Annotated in this window: 25 protein-coding genes and 1 pseudogene; 16 read left to right on the top strand and 10 right to left on the bottom strand. The window is 70.7% G+C overall.

The features are described 5' to 3' along the window. Nucleotides 1–12: 12 nt before the first annotated feature. From JD77_RS12240 to JD77_RS12230, 3 genes are all read right to left on the bottom strand, one after another. Nucleotides 13–207: a hypothetical protein gene (locus JD77_RS12240; protein ID WP_145774446.1), complete on the bottom strand. Its 195-nt coding sequence runs from the start codon at nt 205–207 to the stop codon at nt 13–15. A 91-nt stretch (nt 208–298) separates the two neighbouring features. Further along, complete coding sequence (locus JD77_RS12235) at nt 299–1,726, bottom strand: MFS transporter (protein ID WP_246140641.1); 1,428 nt, start codon at nt 1,724–1,726, stop codon at nt 299–301. 195 nt (nt 1,727–1,921) lie between these two features. Then, nucleotides 1,922–2,182, bottom strand: a complete 261-nt coding sequence (locus JD77_RS12230; protein ID WP_145774445.1) for a hypothetical protein — start codon at nt 2,180–2,182, stop codon at nt 1,922–1,924. A gap of 226 nt (nt 2,183–2,408) precedes the next feature. Between JD77_RS12230 and JD77_RS12225 the strand changes: the two genes are divergently transcribed. Then, nucleotides 2,409–6,920 (top strand): cation-translocating P-type ATPase, encoded by a 4,512-nt coding sequence (locus JD77_RS12225; protein WP_145777551.1) that lies wholly within the window; start codon nt 2,409–2,411, stop codon nt 6,918–6,920. 22 nt (nt 6,921–6,942) lie between these two features. Continuing rightward, nucleotides 6,943–7,800, top strand: coding sequence for an MBL fold metallo-hydrolase (locus JD77_RS12220; protein ID WP_246140640.1), 858 nt, complete (start codon nt 6,943–6,945; stop codon nt 7,798–7,800). Nucleotides 7,801–7,877: 77 nt separating this feature from the next. On the opposite strand, the pseudogene JD77_RS34720 reads toward JD77_RS12220, so the two are convergent. The 3 genes and pseudogenes from JD77_RS34720 to JD77_RS12205 all read right to left on the bottom strand — a co-directional run. Further along, nucleotides 7,878–7,985 (bottom strand): annotated as a pseudogene (locus JD77_RS34720) (CBS domain-containing protein); the annotation flags it as partial. Between the two features lie 152 nt (nt 7,986–8,137). After that, nucleotides 8,138–9,100, bottom strand: a complete 963-nt coding sequence (locus JD77_RS12210; RefSeq protein WP_145777550.1) for an L-threonylcarbamoyladenylate synthase — start codon at nt 9,098–9,100, stop codon at nt 8,138–8,140. Between the two features lie 101 nt (nt 9,101–9,201). Next, complete coding sequence (locus JD77_RS12205; protein WP_145774440.1) at nt 9,202–10,071, bottom strand: alpha/beta fold hydrolase; 870 nt, start codon at nt 10,069–10,071, stop codon at nt 9,202–9,204. 19 nt (nt 10,072–10,090) lie between these two features. Here JD77_RS12205 and JD77_RS34715 point away from each other — a divergent pair, with 19 nt between their 5' ends. Further along, nucleotides 10,091–10,216 (top strand): hypothetical protein, encoded by a 126-nt coding sequence (locus JD77_RS34715; protein ID WP_281292098.1) that lies wholly within the window; start codon nt 10,091–10,093, stop codon nt 10,214–10,216. Between the two features lie 250 nt (nt 10,217–10,466). Here the strand turns inward: JD77_RS34715 and JD77_RS12200 are convergent, their stop codons facing one another. Then, nucleotides 10,467–10,715, bottom strand: a complete 249-nt coding sequence (locus JD77_RS12200; protein ID WP_145774438.1) for a GntR family transcriptional regulator — start codon at nt 10,713–10,715, stop codon at nt 10,467–10,469. 208 nt (nt 10,716–10,923) lie between these two features. On the opposite strand from JD77_RS12200, the gene JD77_RS12195 reads away from it, so the two are divergent. Continuing rightward, nucleotides 10,924–11,184: a hypothetical protein gene (locus JD77_RS12195; RefSeq protein ID WP_145774436.1), complete on the top strand. Its 261-nt coding sequence runs from the start codon at nt 10,924–10,926 to the stop codon at nt 11,182–11,184. A 16-nt stretch (nt 11,185–11,200) separates the two neighbouring features. Here the strand turns inward: JD77_RS12195 and JD77_RS12190 are convergent, their stop codons facing one another. Then, nucleotides 11,201–11,740, bottom strand: coding sequence for a hypothetical protein (locus tag JD77_RS12190; RefSeq protein WP_145774434.1), 540 nt, complete (start codon nt 11,738–11,740; stop codon nt 11,201–11,203). A gap of 124 nt (nt 11,741–11,864) precedes the next feature. Between JD77_RS12190 and JD77_RS12185 the strand changes: the two genes are divergently transcribed. From JD77_RS12185 to JD77_RS12175, 3 genes are read left to right on the top strand one after another with little or no spacing between them, the layout of a single operon-like run. Further along, nucleotides 11,865–12,104 carry a hypothetical protein gene (locus tag JD77_RS12185; RefSeq protein ID WP_145774432.1) on the top strand — a complete coding sequence of 80 codons (240 nt, stop codon included), beginning with the start codon at nt 11,865–11,867 and terminating at the stop codon, nt 12,102–12,104. Between the two features lie 56 nt (nt 12,105–12,160). Further along, nucleotides 12,161–12,706, top strand: a complete 546-nt coding sequence (locus tag JD77_RS12180; RefSeq protein WP_145774429.1) for a WXG100 family type VII secretion target — start codon at nt 12,161–12,163, stop codon at nt 12,704–12,706. Between the two features lie 16 nt (nt 12,707–12,722). Continuing rightward, nucleotides 12,723–12,968, top strand: a complete 246-nt coding sequence (locus JD77_RS12175) for a hypothetical protein (RefSeq protein ID WP_145774427.1) — start codon at nt 12,723–12,725, stop codon at nt 12,966–12,968. A 715-nt stretch (nt 12,969–13,683) separates the two neighbouring features. On the opposite strand, the gene JD77_RS12170 is transcribed toward JD77_RS12175, so the two are convergent. After that, nucleotides 13,684–13,878: a hypothetical protein gene (locus tag JD77_RS12170; RefSeq protein ID WP_145774426.1), complete on the bottom strand. Its 195-nt coding sequence runs from the start codon at nt 13,876–13,878 to the stop codon at nt 13,684–13,686. Nucleotides 13,879–14,674: 796 nt separating this feature from the next. Next, the gene (locus JD77_RS12160) at nt 14,675–15,514 is read right to left on the bottom strand and encodes a GntR family transcriptional regulator (protein WP_145774422.1); all 840 of its coding nucleotides are present in this window, start codon (nt 15,512–15,514) and stop codon (nt 14,675–14,677) included. 250 nt (nt 15,515–15,764) lie between these two features. On the opposite strand from JD77_RS12160, the gene JD77_RS12155 reads away from it, so the two are divergent. From JD77_RS12155 to JD77_RS12110, 9 genes are all read left to right on the top strand, one after another. After that, the gene (locus JD77_RS12155; RefSeq protein ID WP_145774420.1) at nt 15,765–16,094 is read left to right on the top strand and encodes a hypothetical protein; all 330 of its coding nucleotides are present in this window, start codon (nt 15,765–15,767) and stop codon (nt 16,092–16,094) included. An 89-nt stretch (nt 16,095–16,183) separates the two neighbouring features. Further along, complete coding sequence (locus JD77_RS12150; RefSeq protein WP_145774419.1) at nt 16,184–16,366, top strand: hypothetical protein; 183 nt, start codon at nt 16,184–16,186, stop codon at nt 16,364–16,366. 425 nt (nt 16,367–16,791) lie between these two features. After that, nucleotides 16,792–17,067, top strand: a complete 276-nt coding sequence (locus JD77_RS12145) for a hypothetical protein (protein WP_145774417.1) — start codon at nt 16,792–16,794, stop codon at nt 17,065–17,067. Then, the gene (locus JD77_RS12140) at nt 17,067–17,306 is read left to right on the top strand and encodes a hypothetical protein (protein WP_145774415.1); all 240 of its coding nucleotides are present in this window, start codon (nt 17,067–17,069) and stop codon (nt 17,304–17,306) included. The genes JD77_RS12145 and JD77_RS12140 overlap by 1 nt, the downstream gene beginning before the upstream one ends. Nucleotides 17,307–17,421: 115 nt before the next feature. After that, nucleotides 17,422–18,780, top strand: coding sequence for an FtsK/SpoIIIE domain-containing protein (locus JD77_RS12130; RefSeq protein WP_170286435.1), 1,359 nt, complete (start codon nt 17,422–17,424; stop codon nt 18,778–18,780). After that, the gene (locus tag JD77_RS12125) at nt 18,777–19,712 is read left to right on the top strand and encodes a hypothetical protein (protein WP_145774411.1); all 936 of its coding nucleotides are present in this window, start codon (nt 18,777–18,779) and stop codon (nt 19,710–19,712) included. Before JD77_RS12130 ends, JD77_RS12125 begins: the two co-directional genes overlap by 4 nt. Nucleotides 19,713–19,872: 160 nt before the next feature. After that, a complete protein-coding gene (locus JD77_RS12120; protein WP_145777549.1) occupies nt 19,873–21,168 on the top strand; it encodes a replication initiator in 1,296 nt (431 codons plus the stop codon). Continuing rightward, the gene (locus tag JD77_RS12115) at nt 21,165–21,350 is read left to right on the top strand and encodes a helix-turn-helix transcriptional regulator (RefSeq protein WP_145774409.1); all 186 of its coding nucleotides are present in this window, start codon (nt 21,165–21,167) and stop codon (nt 21,348–21,350) included. The genes JD77_RS12120 and JD77_RS12115 overlap by 4 nt, the downstream gene beginning before the upstream one ends. Before the next feature lies 1 nt (nt 21,351). Beyond that, nucleotides 21,352–22,572: a tyrosine-type recombinase/integrase gene (locus tag JD77_RS12110; RefSeq protein ID WP_145774407.1), complete on the top strand. Its 1,221-nt coding sequence runs from the start codon at nt 21,352–21,354 to the stop codon at nt 22,570–22,572. Nucleotides 22,573–22,630: the final 58 nt, after the last annotated feature.

The raw sequence follows: 22,630 nt of genomic DNA, 5'->3' as shown, positions 1-22,630 counted from the left end.
CCAGCGGTCGGGTCAGCCGTTGGTGACGAACGGGTTCGCCCGGACGAACGTCCGGTCGTCGGTGGAGGCGGCCCGCTCGTCGTGCAGCATCTGGGCGCGGCGGATCTCCAGATCCTCGCAGGCGTGCCGGACGGCGATCCGGATCACCCCGTAGAGGAAGACGAAACCGAATACGTACAGGATGACGGCGGTGACGAAGACCAACATGGCGTCACCGTAGGCCGAACATGAACGGGGAAACTTCTCACTTCCGGCCGGTTCCCCCGTACGTGTCGCCCGCCCGCGTGGACCATCGGCGTCAGGCGACGCCGGCGCCGACGCGGGCCGGGAGCACCCGGCCGGAGAGCAGCACGCCGACCGCGGCCAGGCCGGCCGCCAGCACCAGGGTCACGGTATAGCTACCCGGCCCGGGGGCCGACCCGATCGCGAGCACCGCGCCGACCAGCGCCAGCACGGTCGCGGCGAACAGCGAGTCGCACAGTTGCAGGGAGGAGCTGTTGCGCCCCTGCTCGCCGGGGGCGGACAGCTCCAGGGTGAGCGTCGACAGCGACGGATAGAGCATCCCCATGCCGAACCCGGCGACCGCCCAGCCGAGCACCCCGACGGGCACCGGCACCTCCGGCCGTACCACGAAAGCCACCACGACGGTCCCGGCGGCGACGCAGGCCAGCCCGGCGCGCACCAGCGTCGCGGCCGAGCGGGGCGCGGGCGGCCAACGCCGGCCGTCCCTCGGGGCGGAGCCGGGCGCGGGCAGCCGGCCCTGGAGCCACGAGCCGGCCGCCCAGGAGAGCGCGCCGACGGTGAGCACCATCCCCGCGGCGGTCGGCGAGAGTCCCCGTTCCCGGGAGAGCATCAGCGGAATCACCACCTCCGCGCCGGCGAACGCGGCGGACGCCAGGCCGCGCAGCCCGACCACCGTCGGCAGGCCCCGGCCGGCGCGCAGGAACCCGGCCGGCAGCAGGCGCGGGGCGGAACTGAGCAGTCCGGCCAGGGCCACCCCGACCAGGCCCACCGCGAGGGCGCCGCGCTGCTGCCCCCCGTAGTGCAGCAGTGCGGCGCTCGCCGCCGCCCCGCAGGCCCAGCCGATCCGGGCCGCCGCGCCCGCCGGCAGCCGAACTCCGACGGGCGGGTCGACGGTCCGCAGCCCGGGCTGGATCAGCAGCACCGCCGGAACCGTCAGCGCCGGCACCGCCAGGAAGACCCAGCGCCAGCCGAAATGCTCGACGATCAGCCCGGCCAGCGCGGGACCGACCAGCGACGGTACGACCCACGCCGCCGCGAAGGCGGCGAAGATCCGGCGGTGCAGCGCCTCCGGGTAAACCCGAGCCACCACCACGTACAGCGCCACCGAGAGCAGGCCCGAACCGAACCCCTGGACCACCCGGCCGAGCACGAGCATGCCCATCGTCGACGCCGTCCCGGCGAGGACCAGCCCGAGCACGAACCAGCCCACCCCGTGCCACACCGGCGGCCGGGGGCCGCGCACGTCGCACCAGATCCCGGAGACCACCATGGCGAGCACGCCGGACGCGAACGCCCCGCCGAAGGCGAGCCCGTACAGCGACAGCCCGTCGAGACCGCGGGCGACGGTGGGCATCGCGGTGCCGACCGCCAGCGCCTCGAAGGCCAGCAGCGAGACCAGGGCCACCACGCCGACCGTCATGGCCCGCAGGCGCGGCGCGAACAGGTGCTCGGGCGCGGCCGGGGGCGCGACGGCGGCGGTCACCGGCGACCGGCCGTACGGAACACCCGGGCCGGACCCGGACCGGGGACGCCCCGACGGCGGCGCCCGTCGTCGGGCCCCGGCTCCCGGCTCGCCTCGCGCCTCAGCAGTTCGAACGGCATACCGTCCAGCATGCGACCTCAACCTGGATTGAGGTCAACTCCCGAAGCTGAACGGATGTCGGCCCGAGTGCGGCCGTCAGGCCGACTGCAGCGCCTGCCCGAGCCCCTTGGCCAGCCCGGAGAGATGCTGGTCGGCGAGCAGGTGGCCAGCGGTGATGACCAGCGCCATCGGCCACTCGATGACCCCGACTGCGGCGAGCACCCCGAGCCCGGCGTAGTAGGCGACCTTGTCGGGCGGGGGCACGGCCACCTCGCCCAGCACCGGCACCTCGACCCGGCGGCAGTACGTCTCGACCATCTCGCGCGCGCCGCTGAGGTTTCGCGTGATCGCACTCATCCCGGCCTCCCCGGTTCGTCCGCGCTGGTGATGACCTCGTCCGGGTTCCACCGCCGGCCCCGTCCATGCCCCACGGTCGACGGAAACTTCCCCCTGGACAGGGGGCATAACGGACGCCCGGCCGGGAAGGCAGGCCGCCGGAACCGAGCGTGGGAGGCGAGATGGCGTACGGCGGGAGCAACGGCACCGGGAAGCCCGGCCGGCGATGCTCCGGCCGTACCGCTCGATGAGCCTGCTGGGCCGGCTGCCCGGCCGCCTGCTGTCGGTGGCGGTGCCGCACCTGGTCGGCGAGGTGTCCCGAGCCGTACCGCACCTCGTCGGGGACGCGTCCCGTACCGTCGGCTCGACCGCCACCCGGCTGGCCCGCGCGTCCGGGCTGGCCAAGCGCCGGGTCTGGTCCCGGGACGGGCGGCACCACATCGAGGTGCACGGCGTCTGCCAGCAGGGCGGGGACCAACTGGCCCGGCAGGTGGAGGCGGCGCTGGAGCGGCTGCCCGGCGTCGCCTGGGCCCGGGTGAACGCCCCCTCCGGCCGCGTGGTGGTGGCCGTCGAGCCGCCGGAGCCGAGGCTGCGCGACCTGATCGCCACCGTCGCCCGGACCGAGCAGACCTGCGAACACGAGCCGAACCCGGAGATCCCGCCCCCGCACCCGCCCGAGGAGGGCCCCCGCACGCCGCGTACCCTCGGCGGGCTCGCCTCGGACGCGCTCGGCCTGACCATCTCCGCGGCAATGCGGATCCTGCCGTTGACCCCCGTGCCCGGAGAGGTGGCCGGGCTGCTCGGCGCCGTCGACCTGCACCCGAAGCTGCACGCCCTGGCCGACCGCGGGCTGCGCGCCGACCCCCGCGCCGACGTGCTGTTCCCCCTCGCCGAGGCGGTCGTGCAGGGCCTGACCGGCGGCTGGGCCGGCATCGTGCTCGACGGCGCGCAACGCGTCGTGCAGTGGGGCGAGGCGCGCGCCCAGCTCGCCGCCTGGGCGAAGGCCGAGCCCCGGCTCACCGGCGACCCGGAGCGCGCCGTCGCCCGCGCCCCGACGGCCACCCGCGTGGTCCCGAAGCCGGACGGCCCGGTCGAACGGTACGCCACCCGGATCCTGCCGGCCGGCGCGGCGGCCGGCGCGGCGGCCATCCCCGTGGTCGGCCCGAAACGCGCCGCCTCCGTGGCGCTGTCCAGCCTGCCCAAGGCCCCCGGCAGCGGCCGCGAGGGATACGCCGCCCAGCTCGGCCGGATGCTCGCCCGGCGCGGCGTCATCGCCATGGACCGCCGGGTGCTGCGCGAGCTGGACCGGATCGACACGGTGGTGCTGGACGCGGCGGTCCTCGGCTCCGAACGGGACGTGCTCGCCGACCTGGCCCCGCTGGCCGGGGCGGACACCGGGCAGGTGGCGGCCCGCGCCTTCGCGCTGTTCGACCCGGACGCGCCGGACCGGATGCACCGGGCCGACGGGTGGCAGCTCGGCCCGCTGGACGAGATCGACGCCGCCGACCCGGGCGACACCCCGGACAGCCGGCGGCTGCGCGCGGGCGACGGCCCGCTGCTCGGCCTCGCCGAGGACGACACCCTGGTCGCCCTGCTCCGGGTGGCGCCGGAGCCCGCCCCCGGGGTCGACGCCCTGCCGGCCGCAGCCCGGCGCGCCGGCCTGCGCCTGGTCGTGGCCGGGGACGACGACGGCCGATACGGCTTCGCCGACGCGGTGCTGCCCGGCGGCCCCCGGCTCGCCGAGACCGTACGGCAGTTGCAGCGCGAGGGTGGCGTCGTGATGCTGCTCTCCGCCGACCGGGCGGCGCTCGGCGCATCCGACTGCGGGCTGGGGCTGGCCGACCCGGAGGACCTGCCGCCCTGGGGCGCCCACCTGCTCGTCGGCGCCGACCTGCGGATCCCCGCGCTGATCATCGAGGCGGCCGGGGTGGCCCGCCGGATGACCGCCCAGAACATCCGGCTGTCGATGGCGGGGACGGGGCTCGGCGCGCTGAACGCGTTCATCTCGCCCCCGCACCTGCTGCCGGGGCGGACGCTGGCCGCGGTCAACGGCGCCGCGGCCCTGTCCTTCCTGCACGGGGTGTGGCGCGCGGGCCGGCTGTCCGACCACGCGGAGGGCCCGGCGCCGGCCGTCACCGCGTGGCACCTGATGCCGGCCGACGCGGTGCTCAGCCAGCTCGGCTCGGACCCGGACGGGCTCAGCTCCGCCGAGGCGGAACGCCGCCACGGCGGTGACGCTGCGGCCGCGCCCGGCCCCGCCGGCCTGCTGCGCGCGTTCCTCGACGAGCTGGCCAACCCGCTCACGCCGGTGCTCGCCGCCGGGGCGGTGCTCTCCGCGAGCTTCGGCTCGCTCGTCGACGCGGCCCTCGTCGGCGGGGTGGTCACCGGATCGGCGCTGGTCGGGGCGGTGCACCAGCGCAACACCGAACGGTCGCTGGCCGAGCTGCTGTCCCGCTCGGCGGTCACCGCCCTGGTCCGGCGGGACGGGCAGGAGCGAACCGTGGCCGCCGAGGACCTGGTGCCGGGGGACGTGGTCGTGCTCGGCCCGGGGGACGCCGTACCGGCGGACTGCCGCGTACTCACCGCGGACGGGCTGGAGGCGGACGAGTCGTCGCTGACCGGCGAGTCGCTGCCGGTCGGCAAGAACAGCGAGCCGGTGGTCGCCGCCGCCGTCGCCGACCGGCACTCCATGGTGTACGAGGGCACCACGATCGCCGCCGGCCACGGCACCGCCGTGGTGGTGGCCACCGGCGCCCAGACCGAGGCCGGCCGCAGCCTGGCCATGGCCCGGCAGGCGCCCCCGGCCGGCGGCGTGGAAGCCCGACTCGGCAGGCTGACAAACGCCGCGATCCCGCTGGCGGCCGGGTCGGCCGTGGCGGTCGCCGGGGCGGGGCTGCTGCGCGGCGTACCGCTGTCGGAGACGGCCGCGACGGCCGCGAACCTGGCCGTGGCGTCCGTGCCGGAGGGGTTGCCGTTCCTGGTCAGCGCCGCCCAGCTCGCGGCCGCCCGGCGGCTGGCCGAGCACGGCGCGCTGGTCCGCAACCCGCGCACCATCGAGGCGCTGGGCCGGGTGGACGTGCTCTGCTTCGACAAGACCGGCACCCTCACCGAGGGACAGCTCCGGCTCGCCGGCGTCGGCGACGCCACCGGCACCCGCTGCACCGGGCCGGAAGAGCTGCACGGGTCGCCTCGGCTGACCCTCGCCGCCGCGCTGCGCGCCACCCCCGAGGCGGACGACCCGGACGAGCTGCCGCAGCACACGGACCGGGCGGTCCGGCGGGGCGCGCTGGCCGCCGGGGTCGACGAGCAGGCGGGTGCGGACGGGTGGCGGGCGGTGGGCGGCCTGCCGTTCGAGCCGTCCCGGGGCTACCACGCCACCATCGGGCGGACCAGGGACGGACTGCTGCTCAGCGTCAAGGGCGCGCCGGAGACGGTGGTGCCGCGCTGCGCCGCCCGGCGGCGGGTCGACGGCGGCGACGAGCCGCTGGACGACGCCGGCCGCGACGAGCTGCACCGGATGCTCGCCGACCGGGCGGGGGCCGGGCACCGCATCCTGGCCGTCGCCGAGCGCCCGGTCGGCGGGGAGGCGGTGACCGACGACGAGGTCGACGGGCTGGTCTTCGTCGGCCTCCTCGCGCTCGCCGACGGCGTACGGCAGTCGGCCGCGCCCGCCGTCCGCCGGATCCGGCAGGCCGGCGTGCACACCATCATGATCACCGGTGACCACCCGGCGACGGCCGAGGCGATCGCCGCCACCATCAGCCCCGACGACGGCCAGCGGGTGGTCACCGCCACCGAGCTGGACCGCCTCGACGACGACGCGCTGGCCGAGCGGCTGGCCCGTACCGACGTGGTGGCCCGCTGCACCCCGGCGCACAAGGTCCGGATCATCCAGGCGTTGCAGAAGGTCGGCCGCACGGTGGCGATGACCGGGGACGGGGCGAACGACGCCCCGGCGATCCGGCTGGCCGACGTCGGCATCGCCCTCGGCCAGCGGGGCACCCCGGCCGCCCGCGCCGCCGCCGACCTGGTGGTGACCGACGACCGGCTGGAGACCATCATCGCCACGCTCGTCGAGGGGCGGGCCATGTGGTCGTCGGTCCGGCACGCACTGAGCATCCTGGTCGGCGGCAACCTCGGCGAGATCGCGTTCAGCGTGCTGAGCGCCGCCGCCACCGGCCGGTCCGCGCTCACCGGGCGGCAGCTGCTCCTGGTCAACCTGCTCACCGACCTCGCGCCGGCGCTGGCCATCGCGGTCCGGCCGCCCGCCTCCGACCACGCGGACCACCTGCTGCGGGAGGGCCCGGACACCTCGCTCGGCGAGACGCTCATTCGGGAGATCGGGCTGCGGGCGGCGTCCACCACGCTGGGCGCGACGGCGGGCTGGACGCTCGCCCGGTACACCGGCGGCACGCCGCGCCGGGCCGGCACCATCGCGCTCGCCTCGCTGGTCGGCACCCAGCTCGGGCAGACCGTCCTGGCCGGCGGGACCAGTCCGGCCGTGCTCGCCTCCACGGCCGCGTCGATCGGGGTGCTGGTCGCCGTGGTGCAGACCCCGGGGGTCAGCCAGTTCTTCGGCTGCACCCCGCTCGGGCCGGTCGGCTGGGGCATCGCCACGGGGTCGGCGCTCGGCGCCACGTTCGCCAACGGCGCCCTCACCCGCCTCCTCGAACGCCTGCCCCAGTCCGGCAGCGGCCCTGCCGACGGTACGGGGACAGCCCCTCCCGGCCCGCCGCATGCCCCGGCTGATCCCGGGTAACGCCTCACCCGGAGGTGGAAAGTTGACGGAGCAGCCCAGTGTCACGTTCATCGGCACCGCCACCACCGTGCTGCGGCTCGGCGGGTTCACCCTGCTCACCGACCCGAACTTCCTGCACCGGGGGCAGCGGGCGTACCTGGGCAAGGGGCTGTGGTCGCGCCGCCGCACCGACCCGGCGCTGGGGATCGCCCAGCTGCCGGCCCTGGACGCGGTGGTCCTTTCCCACCTGCACGGCGACCACTTCGACCGGGTGGCCAGGCGGGAACTCGACCGGGAACTGCCCATCGTCACCACCCCCTCGGCCGAGCGGAAGCTGCGCCGCTGGGGGTTCCGGGCGGCGGAGGGGCTGCCCACCTGGCGTACGCGGGAGATGCGCCGCGACGGCGAGACCCTGCGCCTGACCTCGATGCCCGGCCGGCACGGGCCCGGCATCATCGACTGGCTGCTGCCGGACGTGATGGGCACGATGATCGACCTGGAGCGGCCGGGCTGCCCGGGGTTCCGGCTGTACGTCACGGGGGACACCCTCAACCGGCCGATGCTCGCCGAGATCCCGCGGCGCTACCCGGACATCGACGCCATGCTGGTCCATCTCGGCGGCACCAGGATCGCCGGCATCCTGCTCACCATGGACGCCCGCCAGGGCGCCGACCTGACCGAGCTGATCCGGCCCCGGCTGACCCTGCCGATCCACTACGACGACTACCCGGTGTTCCGGTCCCCGCTGGGCCACTTCCTGGCCGAGATCCGGCGGCGCGGGTTCGGCGACCGGGTGCGCGCCATCGCCCGGGGCGAGACGGTTGCCCTCGCCCCGCCGGTGGTGGGCGACATCGACCGCCTCAACCCGCCCGCCGAGGTCCACGTACGCCGCCACCCCTGACGCCCGGAACACGGTCGGGCGCGCGCCTCCTGCCGTGAGGTGCGCGCGCCCGTGTCCCACCGCCCGCCCTTGAGCCGGTTGTCGTCGCCGCAGATCGGCAGCGAGCCGACTCCCAGCCGGGCCATCTGCCGGGCGGCGGTCCGCAGGTCGTCCTGTTCGCGTACGCAGGCCACGTCACTCGTCATGATGTCGCGCGCGGTCGGCATCGGCAGCACACCTCACTTCCGGGAGAGTTGTCGCCGTTCCTCCTACCCCGACCCCGGCGTCCCATGCGCTGCGCTCCGCCCGGTCGTCGCCCCTGGCGCCAGCGGCGCCCCGGCGGCTCGCCCGCGCACAGTCAGTCCTGGTGCCAGGTGGCGGCCGCCCGGCCCAGCCGGTCGTTCACGGCCCGCCCCACCCCGACGTCCGGGACCCGCTCGGCCACGATCTCGGTCACCCCGGCCGCGTCCAGCCGGTGCAGGGCGTCGAACAGCCGGGCGGCGGCCACCGTCAGGTCGCCCTCGGGCGAGAGCACCTCGACCGCCGCCCAGGCACCACCCACCGGCCGCTCCCGGAAGGCCAGCAGACCCCGTCGGCCGCCGCCGCCGGCCGCCGACTCCGCCCCCGCGACGACCCGCAGCGGCGTACGCGGGGCGTAGTGCGCCGCCAGCGTGCCGGGCGCCACCGGCTGGCCCGAGCTGCCCGGGCGTACGGTCACCGGGCCGACCGCCTCGACCAGGGCCTCCACGGGCAGCGCGCCCAGCCGGAGCACCACCGGCTGCCCCTCCCTGGCGTCGACGATCGTCGACTCGATGCCACACCGGGTCGGCCCGCCGTCGAGCACCACGTCGACCGCCGCACCCAGCCCGGCCACCACGTGCTCGGCGCGGGTGGGACTCAACTGACCGAACCGGTTGGCGCTGGGCGCCGCCACCGGCACCCCGGCCGCGGCGATCAGCGCCCGCGCGGACGGCTCGTCCGGCACCCGCACGGCCATCGTCTCCAGCCCCGAGGTGACGATCGGCGGAATCGCGGCGGGACGGTCCACGATCAACGTGAGCGGCCCCGGCCAGAACCGCGCGGCCAGCTCGGCCACCGCCGGCGGCACCGCCCCCACCAGGGGCGTCAGGTCGGCCGCGTCGGCCAGGTGCGTGATCAGCGGGTCGAAGCTCGGCCGCTGCTTGGCCTCGAAGATCCGGGCCGCCGCGCGGGCGTCCAGGGCGTTGGCGCCCAGCCCGTAGACGGTCTCGGTGGGGAACGCGACGAGCCCCCCGGCGCGCAGGACGGAGGCGGCTTCGGCGATGCCGCCGTCGACGGGCAGGACGCGCGGATTTCCGGTGCTCACACCCCGACGCTAACGTGCGGCCCGGTCGGCCCTGTCGGGGGTCCGTCGCGCTTCCGTCGGGGGACGTTGATTTCCGGTTACCGCCGCCCCGCACTCGCACCGCCGCCGGCCGTGTGCTCCAGCACCGCCCCGGCCAGCGGCTCCAGCACCTCCGCGGTCAGGGCGTGTCCCATCCCCGGGATGGTGACCAGCCGCGACGACGGGATCAGTCCGGCCAGGTGGGGGGCGTGGGGCGGCGGGTTGATGGGATCCTCCGGGGCCTCGACGACCAGGAACGGCACGCGTATCCCGGCCAACTCCGCGCCCCGCTCCAGCCCGTCCAGGCCGGCGCGGGCGTGCGCGGCCGGGTTGCGGTGCGTCCCGGCGTGGTCCATGCAGGCTTCCTCCATCGCGCGGAAGTACGCCGCGTCGAAGGGAAGCACGTCGCCGTTGAGGATCCGCCAGTGCTCCACCCGGAAGTCCAGTTCCGCCTCGCGGTCCCGCTCGTCGGCCAGGCAGGTCCAGAGTTCCAGCAGCCGGGGATCGGGGTCGGGAAGGGCGGAACCGTCTCCCCAGGCGGTGCCGAGCGCGGCGGTGCAGAACGCGGTCGCGGTGAGCAGCCGGTCGGGATGGTCGAGGGCGAGCAACTGGACCAGGATCCCGCCCAGAGACATGCCGACCACGTGGGCCCGCGCCACACCGGCCGCGTCGAGCACCGCGACCGCGTCCTCGGCCAGGTCCTTGACGTCGTACGGATGCTCGTCGAACGCCCAGGTGGAACGGCCGGCGTCCCGGTGGTCGTAGACGATGACCCGGTGCCGGGCGGCGAGCCGGTCGACCAGGGCCGTCGGCCAGGTCAGTCCGCTGGCGTTCGCCCCCATCACGAGAAGCAGCGGCGGGGCGTCGACGGGGCCGACGGCGCGTGCCCACAGGCGGTACGGATGCTGGACGTCGACGGTAAATTCCATACTGGACATTCTGCCGTCGATGCTCCGGCACAAGACGCTGCGGATCACGCTGGAGACGTACGTGCACTGGTGGCCGAAGCGGGACCGGCCCCGTGGCATCGTCGGGGGCGTCCTACGGTCCGCGCTAGGCCAAGATCAGAACTGATTTGTACTGACGTTGTACTAGTCGATCAAGCGCGATGAAAAACCGCAGGTAGGGAGCTTGGATGGTGGAGCCCAGGGGACTTGAACCCCTAATGCCACAGGCCGGGTAAAGATCATCCGGAATCGGGCAGATCTGGCCTCCGACCAGGGTCGGAGCACTCAGCGTCTTTCGACGTTTTACACGGGTTTTCGGTCTCAGTTGTGCCGGATCTGTGCCCGATGATCTTGAGCAGGCATCGAGGGCTATCCCTCTACGGCTTCACGAATGTTCCGCGCTGCGGCACCACAAACAGCACGCCCTGATCCACCAATACGGCGACGGCACGCCGCACCGTAGCGCGGGCCACCCCGTACTCCTGAACGAGACGCAACTCTGACGGGATCGACCGGTTCGGCTGCCAGTCACCGCGTCCGATCCGGGCAGCGAGGATGCCCGCCAGTTGGCGGTAGGGCGGCAGGGGCGCGCCGTGCTCGATGCTGGCATCCGGGTCGAACTCCACCACTTGACGGTAGAAGTCTCGACACGATCAGCCTCATCCTTCTACGTACCTAGACGTATGTAGACCAGCGTGGGTACGGTGCGGTTATCCCGCTGTGCTGGCCGTGGAGGACCCGAACCCGCCCCGGTGCGGCGGTACTCCCTGCCCGGCTGGGCTCCCCGGACCTAGCCGGGCAGGGCAGGGCTAGGCGGTGAGGAGACGCGGCACCATGACAGAACTTCGGCCCCCGGCGCCCGGTCAAGAGCTGTGGATCACTCGGGAGGCGTCGGTGCAGTTCGTGAGCCAGCGTTTCCTGTTTCGGGTCATCTCGGTGTGTCCCAAGCCCACCTATCAAGGGTGGGCCTGGCTGACCGGATACGTCCTCGACAGCCGCGGCACTGCGGTGGACAAGCGGGAGATCTTCGTTCGGCTGGCCGGTCTTCGCCCCGCTCAACGGGCTGGCTCCGACCGGCAGCGCGCGGGCTCCTGATGAGGCTAGGTTGGCTCTACGGCTGCTGGCAGGCGCTGGCGCGGACGTGCCCACCGCACCACGGATGCGGGTCGACGGCCCACACGCGCCACCCGCCACCGTCGCGGTGCACCTCGAACCGCCACGGGCGCGGAGTGCCGGTGATCGACCCGCTAAACCCCTCGCCCCACCGCACTGCCTGAACGTCGGTCACGACTTGGGCGCGGTCGTCGTCCTGGTGCTCGACGACGAAGACACCCGTGCTGACCTTCGACGGCTGCGGGTCGGTTCGGGTGATGTCCCGCCGGATGCCTCGCCACTCGTTGAGAAGCTCGTCACGGCGCTGCGGTGCCAGTGCTGATCGCAGCCCAATTTCCTCGCCCGTCGACACGGCCAGCATGAAGACGTTTGCGGCACTGTCCGGCGACGGCTGGCCCTGGTCCGCCTCGTACGTCCTCGCCGTTGTCCAGCCCACGCCAGCGGCGGCCGGCGCTCCGGTGCACAGCGCCAGGCCGGCGGCGAGGTACAGCAACCACCTGCGCGGCCGGCGACGGCCGATCCCCTCCCTCATGATCATTCCCGCACCATAGATCGACTTGTCGATCGGACGGGCTAGGGGGCTTTAGGGGCATATCAGCCGTGCGAACAGTCTCGATCCCGGTACCGGTCAACCCTTTCCGGCTCACAGCCGTGTAAGGGATGTGAGCACCAGACCCTTTCCGGCGGCTGGCCCCTTCCGCTACCTGTCCCAGACCAGGAGGCAGATCCGCCAGTACGCGGCGGAACAGCAGGCCGCGCTGGCCTGGCGGCACCCCGACCCGGAGTCCCGGCCCGGCTGCTGCCGCCGCGGCCCGACCCACCCGACGGACGTGGCGGGCGCGACCACGTCACGGACCTTCCGGCGCGACAGCCGCCGAATGACAGACAAGGAGTCATTATGACAACACCCAACAGATTGCCTGGTGAATCCGGTTGGGCAGGTCCACCGCACCGGGTCGTGGGTGGCGAGTTCGGCCTGATGGCCGACGAGGCGACCATCACCGGCATGGTCAAGGCGTTCGCTCAGGCCCAGACCGAGGCCAGTGACAGCCACCGGAACGTCGTGGCCGCAACCGAGGCGCTGATCAAATCGTGGACGAGCGACACGGCCTCGCCGCGGTTCCTTGAGGCCGTCAAGATGTGGCTGGCCGGCTGGCGGAAGGTCCAGCAGGGCCTGGACAAGCTCAACCAGAGCATGCAGCAGTACTCGCATCTGACCACCACGACCGAAGACGACAACGCCATGCAGGCCGGCAACTGGGCCCGGGAACAGCCTGTCCCCGGTCTGTCTCGGATACCTTACATACCGGACGGCTCCGAAAACTCAGCCTCGTTACCGCCGCGTACGCGCTGGATGACGGAAGACATAACGGACGGCTCCGAAAACTCAGCCTCGTTACCGCCGCGTACGCGCTGGATGACGGAAGACATACCGGACGGCTCCGAAAACTCAGCCTCGTTACCGCCGCGTACGCGCTGGATGACGGAAGTGCGCGATAGCTGACTGATCCGCTTCGATCATGGAAACGGCCGTGCGGGACGATCATGATTGTGACGTCAAGATGGGCCCGCACTGCCTTTCTCATCGTATCTGTACCGGCATCCCACGGCGCAGGCTGGGCAAGCTGATCGCTGAACTGGCCGACCCGTGGACCGCCCAGCAGGAATCCCGGCTGCGCGAACGCCGCGGCGGTGACCGGGTCCGCGCGCCCGGCGCCCATGATCTTGACCTATCTGCGCGACCTCTAAACCAGGGCACAACCTAGTTTCGATCTTGGCAGATTTGTTGGCTCTCGTGTCGCGGACCCGGCCCCCGGCGGACACCGCCACAGCGGCGCATTTGACCTGACCACGACCGGCTACGGCGTCGACTCCTGGGTGGCCGGCACGACCACGGCGGCCACCACCCCCTTCCCAGGTGCCGGTTTTGACCTGACCCGGACTGCGGTAGCGGCTGGCGTGGGGGTCATCTGCTCGGGCACGGCGGACACCGCCCCCATGCTTGGGGCTTGCCGGTCCTCCCGTGCGCTCACCGGGCAACAGCTCGTCTATCTCACATCGGGCAACCCCAGCCACCGACTGATGACCTCGGCGGACCCGGCGGCATCGGTGCCAGCGTGAGGAGTCACCGCGAGTCGGCAACCGGGCGACCACTCTTCCCGGTCTTCGAGAGCTGAACCACGACGGCACCGGAGGCGTGCCCAGCCAGCGCGACCACCGCGCTCCCGCCGTGTCCACTGCCGCGGCGTCCGGTCGAGGCTGACGCCAGAGCCGCGCGTGCTCCTGGTCGCGGTCGACGCCGGCTGGCTTGGCCCGTGTGGCTGTCTCTACGGCTCCCCACTGTCGCGCCGTGCGCCGGGGCGTGACCGGCCGCCAGGCCGCACGCGCGCCCCGGCGCGACACGGCGGCGGGCCGAAGGCCCGCCCTTGACCAAGTAAAGAAAGTCTGAACACACTACGCTCCGGCTACAGCGATGACCGGCTATGCGGCGCGTGACTGCTCCCACGGGTAGGGCATTGCCTTGAGCCGTGCCACGTGCTCAGCATGGCGTCGGTGCCGCTCGACGTCACCGGCGGCTTCCGCGTCGTCGGCCCAGCTCTGAACCTCGGCGATCCATGCCTCATGGTCGGCGCGCAGCAGGTCGCGTAGCGCCTGGATGTGCTGGTCAACGGTCATGGTCCGAACCTCCTAGCCGCTCGTCGAGCCTACCAAGCTCGTACCGGCTGTCCTCGACTTGCTGTCGGTAGAACTCTTGGTGCTCCTCGTACTGCGTGATGAAGGCGCGAGCCCGCTCAATCTGGGCAACAAGCCTCATCCGCTCGAATTCGTCCCGCTCTCTCGGGGTGGTCACTCCGGGCTCTCCTATTCATTACCGCTCAACTACGGTACGGACTTGCTTCGGCATGGCCGCGCGCTGGCCTCGTTCCAAGCGTCTACGACCGATCAAACATCCGTTGGACGATCATCCTCGCTGCTTCGGTTGCTGGCACGGACTCAGTGTCGATCCTGATATCCGCGTTGGGTAAGTGCGGTGTCTGCTCGATGGCCGCGAAGCGTTGCTCTTCGTCGCCAGTAGCCCGAGACCGGATTCGGCTACGCAGTAGCGCGGGCCGGCAGTACAGCTCGACAACGGTCCAACTTGCCCCAGTCTCTACATCGCCGGTTATTGCTTCGACTGCTTCAACCTGGCCCAGGTGCACAACTGGCACGTAACCTGAGGTCCATAGCTGCTCCAGCCCAGAACGGTCAACGAAGTAGGTAGCATCGTAGCGGCTATTCTCCCACAGAATCGCGCCTGGCCTATGGCGTAGATCGTCTGCTTGGCTCGCACTGATCATCCGATAGCCGGTGGTTCTTCCAGGGCCGAGCTTCAGCCGTTTGAAGTGCTCAAGTCTGGACTCCCGGCGGACAAGTTCGGCGGTTACCGTGTCCTTGCCAGTAGCGGGCGCGCCGTAGAGAATGAGTCCCCTTTTCACAGTGCAGCCATCTTGCCGAGCAGCTCTTTGGCTTGCTCCTGTAGCGGTCTAGCACCTGCGGAGTTGTCGATGCTCACGTACGGAATCTTGGGCTCGAACATAAGGTCAAGACCATCGACGTACTTGGTCCAGTTTCCAAGCTTGAAGTCATCTCGGGCGGCACCACGGCGGCGAATGTAGGTGTGCATCGTGTCGGCGTCGCAGGAAACCCAGACAACTTGAAGAGTTCCGTTGTGTGCTGCCACCGTGGCCGCTAGCCGATCACACCACGCTTCGTCTCGCAACTCCTTGATGAAGGGCGCAGTCACGATTACTGACACCCCGCACTCCAAATTCTCGATAAGGGTTGCCATCAGTGCTTCATATTCGGCGGGCCGGATACCCAACAGATAGGTCTCTGATTCTCGATCGTGCGGAGATTGCCCCAAACGTTCTAGCGCTACTTCAACGACGGGCCGGGTGGTTGTGTCTTTGTCGAGAATCGCCCAGCCTGTCTGGCGAGCGATGATGCGACCAAGCTCCGTCTTTCCCGAACCCGCATAGCCTCCAATGAGGATCACTCGGGGTCCTGGCTTACCCGGGGCTCCACCGGGATTGTGAACGATTCGACTTGAACGAGCACGGTTGATGACGAGCCCTTCCTCGGCCAGGATCGCCATCGCCCGGTTGATGGTGGCGACGCTGGTACTCCAGGACGCAGCAAGAGCTCTGGTGCCGGGCAGTTGCCGCCCGTGCACCAGCCGGCCGGACTGGATGTCGTTCCGGATGGCTTGAGCGATGACGAGTGCGCTCGTCCCTCGCTGCAACTCGCCCCGGGGGTCTGCCTGGGTGGTCATCCGACTCCTCGTTTCGTACAGCCTGCGACTACGAAGGGTGTTCGAGCCAACCCCGCGGGTTGATGTTTTCGCAGGTCAACGGCCTGTCTACGTGAACCAGAGTGTATCTGTTGACGCAGACTGAATCAAACTGTTAGCCTCTGCTCCAAGCTGATTCGCTCTGTTACATCGGACGGCGGGTTTGATCGGGGCCGAATTCCCCATCTGCGGGACGACACAAGCACGAGGCATCGAAGGAGAACGAGGCGACATGCGGAACATTCCGGTGAACCTGGCTGGCTTCAAGCTGCGCGTGGTGGAGGAGCCGTCGATCAAGACGGATCAGGACGGGAAGGTCAAGACGGCTTACGGGACGGATGACCCGCTGTACGTGGTGGGCGTGTTCGCCAAGCCGGTGGCGACGGAGGACGGCTACCGGGGCAAGGGTGACGAGTTCAAGGTCACGCTCTCGGCCAACCCTGAGGGGATCGAGGAGGGCGACGTGGTCGAACTGATCGCGCCGACGGTGTCGCACTGGGAGAAGGACGGCCGGTCCGGGTTGTCGTGGAAGGCGCAAGGCCTCAAGCCGGCGTCGCGGTGATGGTTGAGCCCCCATGCCGCTGCAACGGTCCGGGGGCTCTGCATCCCGACATCAGTTCGTAGAGACCAGTCCTTGAAAGGAGACCGGAGATGCTGTACCCGATGGTAGCCGACAGGGGTGATCCGACCGGTTCGGAGCTTGCCGACACGTTGCGCGAGGTCGCGGCCCTGCTGGACGGCCTTGGTGATGTGCCGATTAGCCCGGCTGCGGTGGTGCGGCACCTTGAGCAGGAGATGCCCCGGCGCAGTCGCGGGCAGTCGCGTTCTTCGTAGGCACTCTGCCCCGCCCCTTTCTGGTGGGTGACCCGTTCGAGTCGGGTCGGGGCGCTTTGTTGAGGTAATGCGGTCGGTGGTCTGGCTGCATCCTTGGCTGGTTGTTCTTTGAGAATTCCACAGTGAATACACCCTTGCCTGAAACAGGTCTAATGTCGCCGTTTGCGAATTGCCGCTATTGATTCTTCGGAGGGAGGTTGCTATGTCGGATTTCGAGCTGGCCCTTATCGGGTTGCTGATGCTGTCGGTCGCTGTGAACGTCGGGTTGATCCGTCGTGAGACGCGTCGGTGGCGTCGGGTGTGGCGTCTGACCGGTCGGGAGTAGCCGCCGCTGTTCGGTGGTTTCTATCCGCCCCTTGGAGCACGTTTCCGGGGGCGGGTGGTGCCCACCGATCGTGTGGGTTGCAGACCGGACGGGAGTCGGTATGGATTTGGTGCCGGAGATGGTGAAGGCGTGGACCGGCAGGGCCAGGTATGAGGCGTTGGTGGGCAACGTGCAGGGTCTGGCGATGCTGCTCGACGGTGTGAACAGCCTGATCAAGGCGTGTGAGCCGCCGCCGGGAACGCTGTACCAGTTCGCGGCCCGGATGGACGACCTGGAGGACGCGCACAAGCAGGCCGTGGAAACGCTGCGGGCGTTTCACCTGCGGGTCAAGACGTATGAGGCGGACCTGATCGCGAAGCCGTGGAAGGTGAGCTGATGTCGTCGTATCGGATCAGTGACACCTACGACGGTATCGATCAGGCGATGCGGCTGCTGCGTAGGTCGATGAAGGGGATGCCGGAGCGGTACCGCTACATGAAGCACTACGACGAGCTTCGCCGGGCGGTCGCGGTACTGCTGATCCTCCTCGAAGAGGCAACGCCGTGGATGGAGGAGACGGAGAAGGCGAAGCGGGCCACGGCGGTCGCGAAGAAGATGTTTTCGGCGGTCCGCTGACCGGTAGTTGTTCGACGGAAAGGCCCGGGTTGGTAATCCGATCCGGGCCTTTCCTTTGCCCCAAAAATCAGACGTGACGAAATCACATATCAACTGGTGAAGGTAGGTGCGAGAGATGGGTAAGCGCGTTCAGGGTTGGGAATGGCGTGTGGCGGGGTGGGCTGCTCGGCATCCGGGGTTCGTGGCGGCTCCGGCTGCTGCCGCTGCCGGCGTGGTCCAGTTCGGGCCGGTGACGGCGGGTGGTGTGGTGGCGGGTGCGGTGGCGGCGGGTGTGGGCTGGTACCGGGGTCACCCGGAGTCGTGGTCGCGGTTGGCGGCTCCGCGGCTGCGGGCGGTGCGCCGGCGTTGGCTGTCGAGGGCTTACCTCGGGCCGTGGTGGAGCCGCGTAGTGGAGGCGTGCAACCTGGTGACGGTGCACCGGACGACGGGTGTGATCAACGTTCCCCGGATCATCCGCGTGCGGTCGCACTCCCCGTCAACGGAGACGGTGTACGTGCGGCTGTTGCTCGGGCAGACGCCGAAGATGTGGGAGGAAGCCGCTGACGCCCTGGCCGTCGCGCTGCGGGCTGAGCGGGTCGGCGTCGAGCGGGTACGTCCTCAGGTGATCGCGCTGATCGTCCAGCGCAGTGAGCCGTTCACCGAGTCGATCATCCCGCCGGACATCCTGGCCGACTCCGACGCGGTGGACCTGTCGCGGGTGTACCTGGGCGAGACGGAGCACGGTACCGACTGGTACGCGCCGCTGGTCGGGCAACACTGGCTCATCGCGGGGGCCACCGGTTCGGGCAAGAACTCGGTGACCTGGATGGCGCTTCGGGCGTGCGCTCCGCTGATCCGCGACGGCCTGGTGCGCCTGCACGTGGTCAACCCGAAGGGCACGGAACTCAACGCCCTGCGCCCGGTGTCCTACCGGTACGCCGAGACGGACGCCGACATCGTGGATGTCATCCAGGGCTTCTGGAGCACGATGCAGGACCGCAAGCAGGTCTTGGCGGAGCAGGGCCGGCGGACCTTCGCCATGTCGCGGGAAACCCCCCTCGATCTTCTGGTGGTCGATGAGCTGGGCGCGGTGACCGGGTACGGCGACAGGTCCCTGACCCGCGGCGCTCAGGCCGCGCTGCCGCTGATCCTGTCCCAGGCTCGGGCGCTGGGCGGCAGCGTGATCGGCGCGCTCCAGGAACCCACCAAGGACGTGATCCCGCAGCGGGACCTGTTCTCCCTGCGGGTGTGCCTGCGGGCCACCTCCGCCGGACACGTCGACATGGTCCTCGGTGAGGACATGCGCCGCCGGGGCGCGCTGGCCGACGAGATCCCGAACGTGCCGGAGTCGGCCGGTATCGGCTTCGTCGTCAAGCAGCGTTCCCGTACTCCGGTGCGCGTCCGGGCCGCCTACTGCGACGACTCCGACATTGCCGAACTCGTGCGCGTCGCCGGCTGGCCGGTGTCCGAGCTGGCCGCCGCGAGGCACGGATGAGCGACATACGGCGGGATGACAAACCGGCTCGCCTGCCTCGCCCGGTCCGCAAGCTGAGCAAGCGCCTTGATGTGGCGCGGCAGCTTCACGACCTGGAGCAGGATGCCGCGCTGGACATCGTGGACATCGAACGGCTGCGGGTGAGCGTGACCCGTTCCCTGTGGCTGTTCCTGGCGGTCGGGTCGGTGTTCACCACGACCGGCGTTCAGGACTTCCTGGCCGGTCACCTCACCCCGGCCGATCCGGTGTGGTGGGGCTGCTGGGGAGTCGAGCCCTGCCTTGTCGGCATCCTCATCACTGTCCTGCGGTGGGAAGCCGCGATGATCGCCCGAGACATCGACATCGACTCCAAGGCGGTCGACTGGCTCAAACGGTTCCTGCTCGGCTCCACCCTCGTCATGAACGTCGTGCCGGCGCTGTGGCCCCGTGAGGGCGGAATCAGGGCGGGCATGCTGGCCGCGCACATCATGGTGCCGGTCCTGGTGTTCTTCCTGGCCGAAGTCATGCCGATCGTGCAGGCACGCTGCACCCAAGCACGACGGGCCATCACTCTGCCCACGAACGCCCCGGCACCGGCACCGGCACCGGTGACCATGCCGGCCGTCGTCGCGGAACCCGCCGCCCCGGCACCCCCGCCGCCTGCCCCGCCCCCGGCTCCGGCTCCGGAACCCGTGACGGTTCCGCCCTCGGTCCCGGTCCGCCTGGTGGAGGAAACGCCGGCGAGTGACGCCGCTGCCGAGCCTCCGGCCCTGGCGCTGGACGGGTTGGGTATCCCGACCGGGATGCAAGCCCAGATCCGGCGGCTCGTCGCGGACCTGGATCGACCGGTCACCGCGGCTGACATCCAGCAGGCCACTCGGCTACCGCTGTCGATCGCGTCGAAGGTCGCTGATCGGCTCGCTCCGGTCGCCGTCAACGGCTACGCGCACTGACCTTCGTACCTTCTCGCTCGCTCTGGCCTGCCGTGCTCCCACCGACACCACCGGGGGCACGGCAGGGCCGTCTTCGGAGGGAACCCCCATGTCATCACCACCTCGCGCGCCTCGACAGGCGCACGACGGATACGACCCTGAGGCGGAGTTGGCCCGGTGGATGCGCTCGCCGGCCTACAAGGAATGGCGGGCCGGCGTCGAGAGCGTCAAGGGCTGTCTCCAGCCGGTCCGGCTGGTCGGCAAGTTCGAGGTCCGACACCTCGGCAGCGGTGACCTGATCGCCTCTCGGCAGGGCCGGGTGTGGGCCTCCTGCGGCACTCGTCGTGCGGCTGTCTGCCCGACGTGCGCGGACCGGTACGCCGCTGACGCCTGGCACCTGATTCACGCGGGCATGTCCGGCGGCAAGGGCGTCCCGTCGTCCGTCGCCCGGTCTACCCGGCTGTTCGTGACGCTCACAGCTCCGTCCTTCGGCGCGGTGCACAACCGGCCCGGCAAGCGGCCTTGCTCCTGCGGGCGTTGGCACCCGGAAGGGCATCGGCTGCTGGGGAGCCCGGTCGATCCGGACTCGTACGACTACACGGGCGCGGTGCTGTGGCAGGCGCACAGCGGCCAACTCTGGCACCGGTTCACCATCGCCCTACGCCGGGCAGTCGCCGCCGCTGGTGGCCTCACCGTCCGCGAGTCCGGGTCGCACCTGCGGATCTCCTACGCCAAGGTTGCCGAGTATCAGGGGCGCGGCCTGGTCCACTTCCACGCGGTCATTCGCGCGGACGGCCCGTCCGGCCCGGACTCGTCGCCCCCCGTCTGGCTCACCCCCGACGTGTTGGCCGACGCGGTCCGTTCCGCGGCCTCGTCCGTCGAGCTGGGCACCGTACGCCCCGACGGGTCCGCGCTGCCTCTGCGCTGGGGCACTCAGGTCGACGTCAAGGACATCACCGCCACCGACATCGACATCCCCGGCGACGGAAGCGACGACGAGGACCAGGCGGTGGCAGACACCAGGCTCGCCGGCTACATCGCCAAGTACGCCACCAAGGGCACCGGGGCGACGGAAACCGGAGACCGGCGCATCCGCTCACAGATGCACATCGACCAACTACGGGTCTCCGACCACCACCGGGCCATGATCCAAACCGCGTGGGACCTCGGCGGCCTCGACCAATACGCCGAACTCAAACTCCGCCACTGGGCGCACATGCTCGGCTTCCGCGGCCACTTCCTCACCAAGTCCCGCATCTACAGCACGACCTTTAAGCACCTTCGCGCCGAACGTCGCGCGCACCAGCTCCAAACCGCGCTCACCGAAGCCGGGCTTCCCGAAGACACCGACGTGATCGTGGTCAACGACTGGCAGATCCTCGGCATCGGCTACGACACCCCCGAACAACTCGAACTCGCCACCGCGATCGGTGATCGCATTCGGGCGGCACGACAGACAAGAAAGGAACCCGAATGAGCGCCACCCCCACCGAACGCCTGTGGAGCGTCACCGACGTGTCGGCGTTCCTCGGCATCCCGGTCGGCACCCTCTACCAATGGCGGCACCGCCGGATCGGCCCCCGCGCGTCCCGCGTCGGCCGGCACCTCCGATACGACCCCGCCGAAGTGCGGGCCTGGTTCGACAAGAAGGCGGCCTGACATGTCGATCGATGACCTGTGGTACCTGACCACACGCGGGCCAGACAAGAAGCGGCTCCCCTCCAAGCGACACGGCCGGGGCAAACGCTGGCGGGTCCGTTACGCCGACGCCGCCGGAAAGTCCCGAGAGAAGCTGTTCGAGCGCAAGACCGACGCGGAAGCCTTCGACGCCCGCGTCCGTGCCGGCGTGGCCGAAGAGATGAAGGTCCAGCAGTCCGAGCGGAACGTGACGCTGCGGGAGTACGGGGAACGGTGGCGGCTCTCCCGTGAAGCCGGCTGGGCGCTGGAAACCCGTAAGCGGGTGGAGTCCAACCTCCGGTGCCACCTCTACCCGGCGTTCGGTGACCGGCCGCTCCGGACGATTCATCTGACCTCGGTGTTGGAGTGGCTGACCCGGCGCTTGGACGAGGGAACGCCCCGGACGTCGCTCAAGCTGTACTTCGAGCTGCTTGACGCGGTGCTGAGCGCGGCCGTGACCGACAAGATGATTGCGGACAACCCGTGCGACGGTGTCAAGCTGGCTCAGATGCTGCGGGGCTTCTCTCGTGCTCCGAAGTGGGTTCCCACAGAGGGCGAAGTCCTAGCCCTGCTCGATGCGGTACCGCCCCGCTACCGGGCGGCCATTTGGCTTGGTGCTGGTCAAGGCTGCCGTCTGGGTGAGGCGCTCGGGATGGAAGACGGTTCCCGCTGCGTCGACCAGGAGCGGGCAGAGCTGCACATCGCTCAACAGCTCCGGTACGCGCCCCAGCAGTACGGCGGGTTCTACCTCAGCGAGCCGAAAGCGGGATCGTCCGGCACCGTCGACCTGGACCCCGTCGTCGGCAAGGTCCTTGCCGAACACGTCCGCGACTTCCCGCCCGTCGCGGTGGAGCTGGTCGACATCACCGCGGGCGACCCGGTCTGCCGGTCGGTGCCGCTGCTGTTCACCACCACGCGTGGAAACCCGTTGACCGATCGGACCTGGTCGCGGGAGTGGGCCGACTGGCGCGACGCGGCCGGCTGGCCGAAGGAACACGGCACCTTTCACGCGCTGCGGCACTTCTTCGCTACGACGCTCATCACCAACCACGCCGAACCGCAGGAAGTCCAACGGATGCTTCGGCACAAAACGCTGCGGATCACGCTGGAGACGTACGTCCACTGGTGGCCGAAGCGGGAGCGTCGGCGTGGTCTGGTCGGGACGGTCCTGCAAGCCGCCGCGACTCGCACGTCGCCAACCTGAGACGAATCAAGATCAACGCTGGGTTGTGCCGAGACTGTGCCCGTTGATCTTACTTTGG

Source organism: Micromonospora olivasterospora (assembly GCF_007830265.1).
GTDB classification, from domain to species: Bacteria; Actinomycetota; Actinomycetes; order Mycobacteriales; family Micromonosporaceae; genus Micromonospora; species Micromonospora olivasterospora.
The sequence above is the reverse complement of the archived record's forward strand: the minus strand, read 5'-3'. Positions and strand labels throughout refer to the sequence as shown.

What these genes read in the sequence shown, in the direction of transcription:
- JD77_RS12145 (WP_145774417.1), top strand. Translation starts at nt 16,792, where the DNA reads ATGGATTTGGTGCCGGAGATGGTGAAGGCGTGGACCGGCAGGGCCAGG.
- JD77_RS12170 (WP_145774426.1), bottom strand. Translation starts at nt 13,878, where the DNA reads ATGACCGTTGACCAGCACATCCAGGCGCTACGCGACCTGCTGCGCGCC.
- JD77_RS12140 (WP_145774415.1), top strand. Translation starts at nt 17,067, where the DNA reads ATGTCGTCGTATCGGATCAGTGACACCTACGACGGTATCGATCAGGCG.
- JD77_RS12160 (WP_145774422.1), bottom strand. Translation starts at nt 15,514, where the DNA reads ATGACCACCCAGGCAGACCCCCGGGGCGAGTTGCAGCGAGGGACGAGC.
- JD77_RS12230 (WP_145774445.1), bottom strand. Translation starts at nt 2,182, where the DNA reads ATGAGTGCGATCACGCGAAACCTCAGCGGCGCGCGCGAGATGGTCGAG.
- JD77_RS12150 (WP_145774419.1), top strand. Translation starts at nt 16,184, where the DNA reads ATGCTGTACCCGATGGTAGCCGACAGGGGTGATCCGACCGGTTCGGAG.
- JD77_RS12110 (WP_145774407.1), top strand. Translation starts at nt 21,352, where the DNA reads ATGTCGATCGATGACCTGTGGTACCTGACCACACGCGGGCCAGACAAG.
- JD77_RS12225 (WP_145777551.1), top strand. Translation starts at nt 2,409, where the DNA reads ATGAGCCTGCTGGGCCGGCTGCCCGGCCGCCTGCTGTCGGTGGCGGTG.
- JD77_RS12125 (WP_145774411.1), top strand. Translation starts at nt 18,777, where the DNA reads ATGAGCGACATACGGCGGGATGACAAACCGGCTCGCCTGCCTCGCCCG.
- JD77_RS12175 (WP_145774427.1), top strand. Translation starts at nt 12,723, where the DNA reads ATGGAAACGGCCGTGCGGGACGATCATGATTGTGACGTCAAGATGGGC.
- JD77_RS34715 (WP_281292098.1), top strand. Translation starts at nt 10,091, where the DNA reads ATGCTCCGGCACAAGACGCTGCGGATCACGCTGGAGACGTACGTGCAC.
- JD77_RS12130 (WP_170286435.1), top strand. Translation starts at nt 17,422, where the DNA reads ATGGGTAAGCGCGTTCAGGGTTGGGAATGGCGTGTGGCGGGGTGGGCT.
- JD77_RS12115 (WP_145774409.1), top strand. Translation starts at nt 21,165, where the DNA reads ATGAGCGCCACCCCCACCGAACGCCTGTGGAGCGTCACCGACGTGTCG.
- JD77_RS12120 (WP_145777549.1), top strand. Translation starts at nt 19,873, where the DNA reads ATGCGCTCGCCGGCCTACAAGGAATGGCGGGCCGGCGTCGAGAGCGTC.
- JD77_RS12240 (WP_145774446.1), bottom strand. Translation starts at nt 207, where the DNA reads ATGTTGGTCTTCGTCACCGCCGTCATCCTGTACGTATTCGGTTTCGTC.
- JD77_RS12195 (WP_145774436.1), top strand. Translation starts at nt 10,924, where the DNA reads ATGACAGAACTTCGGCCCCCGGCGCCCGGTCAAGAGCTGTGGATCACT.
- JD77_RS12155 (WP_145774420.1), top strand. Translation starts at nt 15,765, where the DNA reads ATGCGGAACATTCCGGTGAACCTGGCTGGCTTCAAGCTGCGCGTGGTG.
- JD77_RS12190 (WP_145774434.1), bottom strand. Translation starts at nt 11,740, where the DNA reads ATGATCATGAGGGAGGGGATCGGCCGTCGCCGGCCGCGCAGGTGGTTG.
- JD77_RS12205 (WP_145774440.1), bottom strand. Translation starts at nt 10,071, where the DNA reads ATGGAATTTACCGTCGACGTCCAGCATCCGTACCGCCTGTGGGCACGC.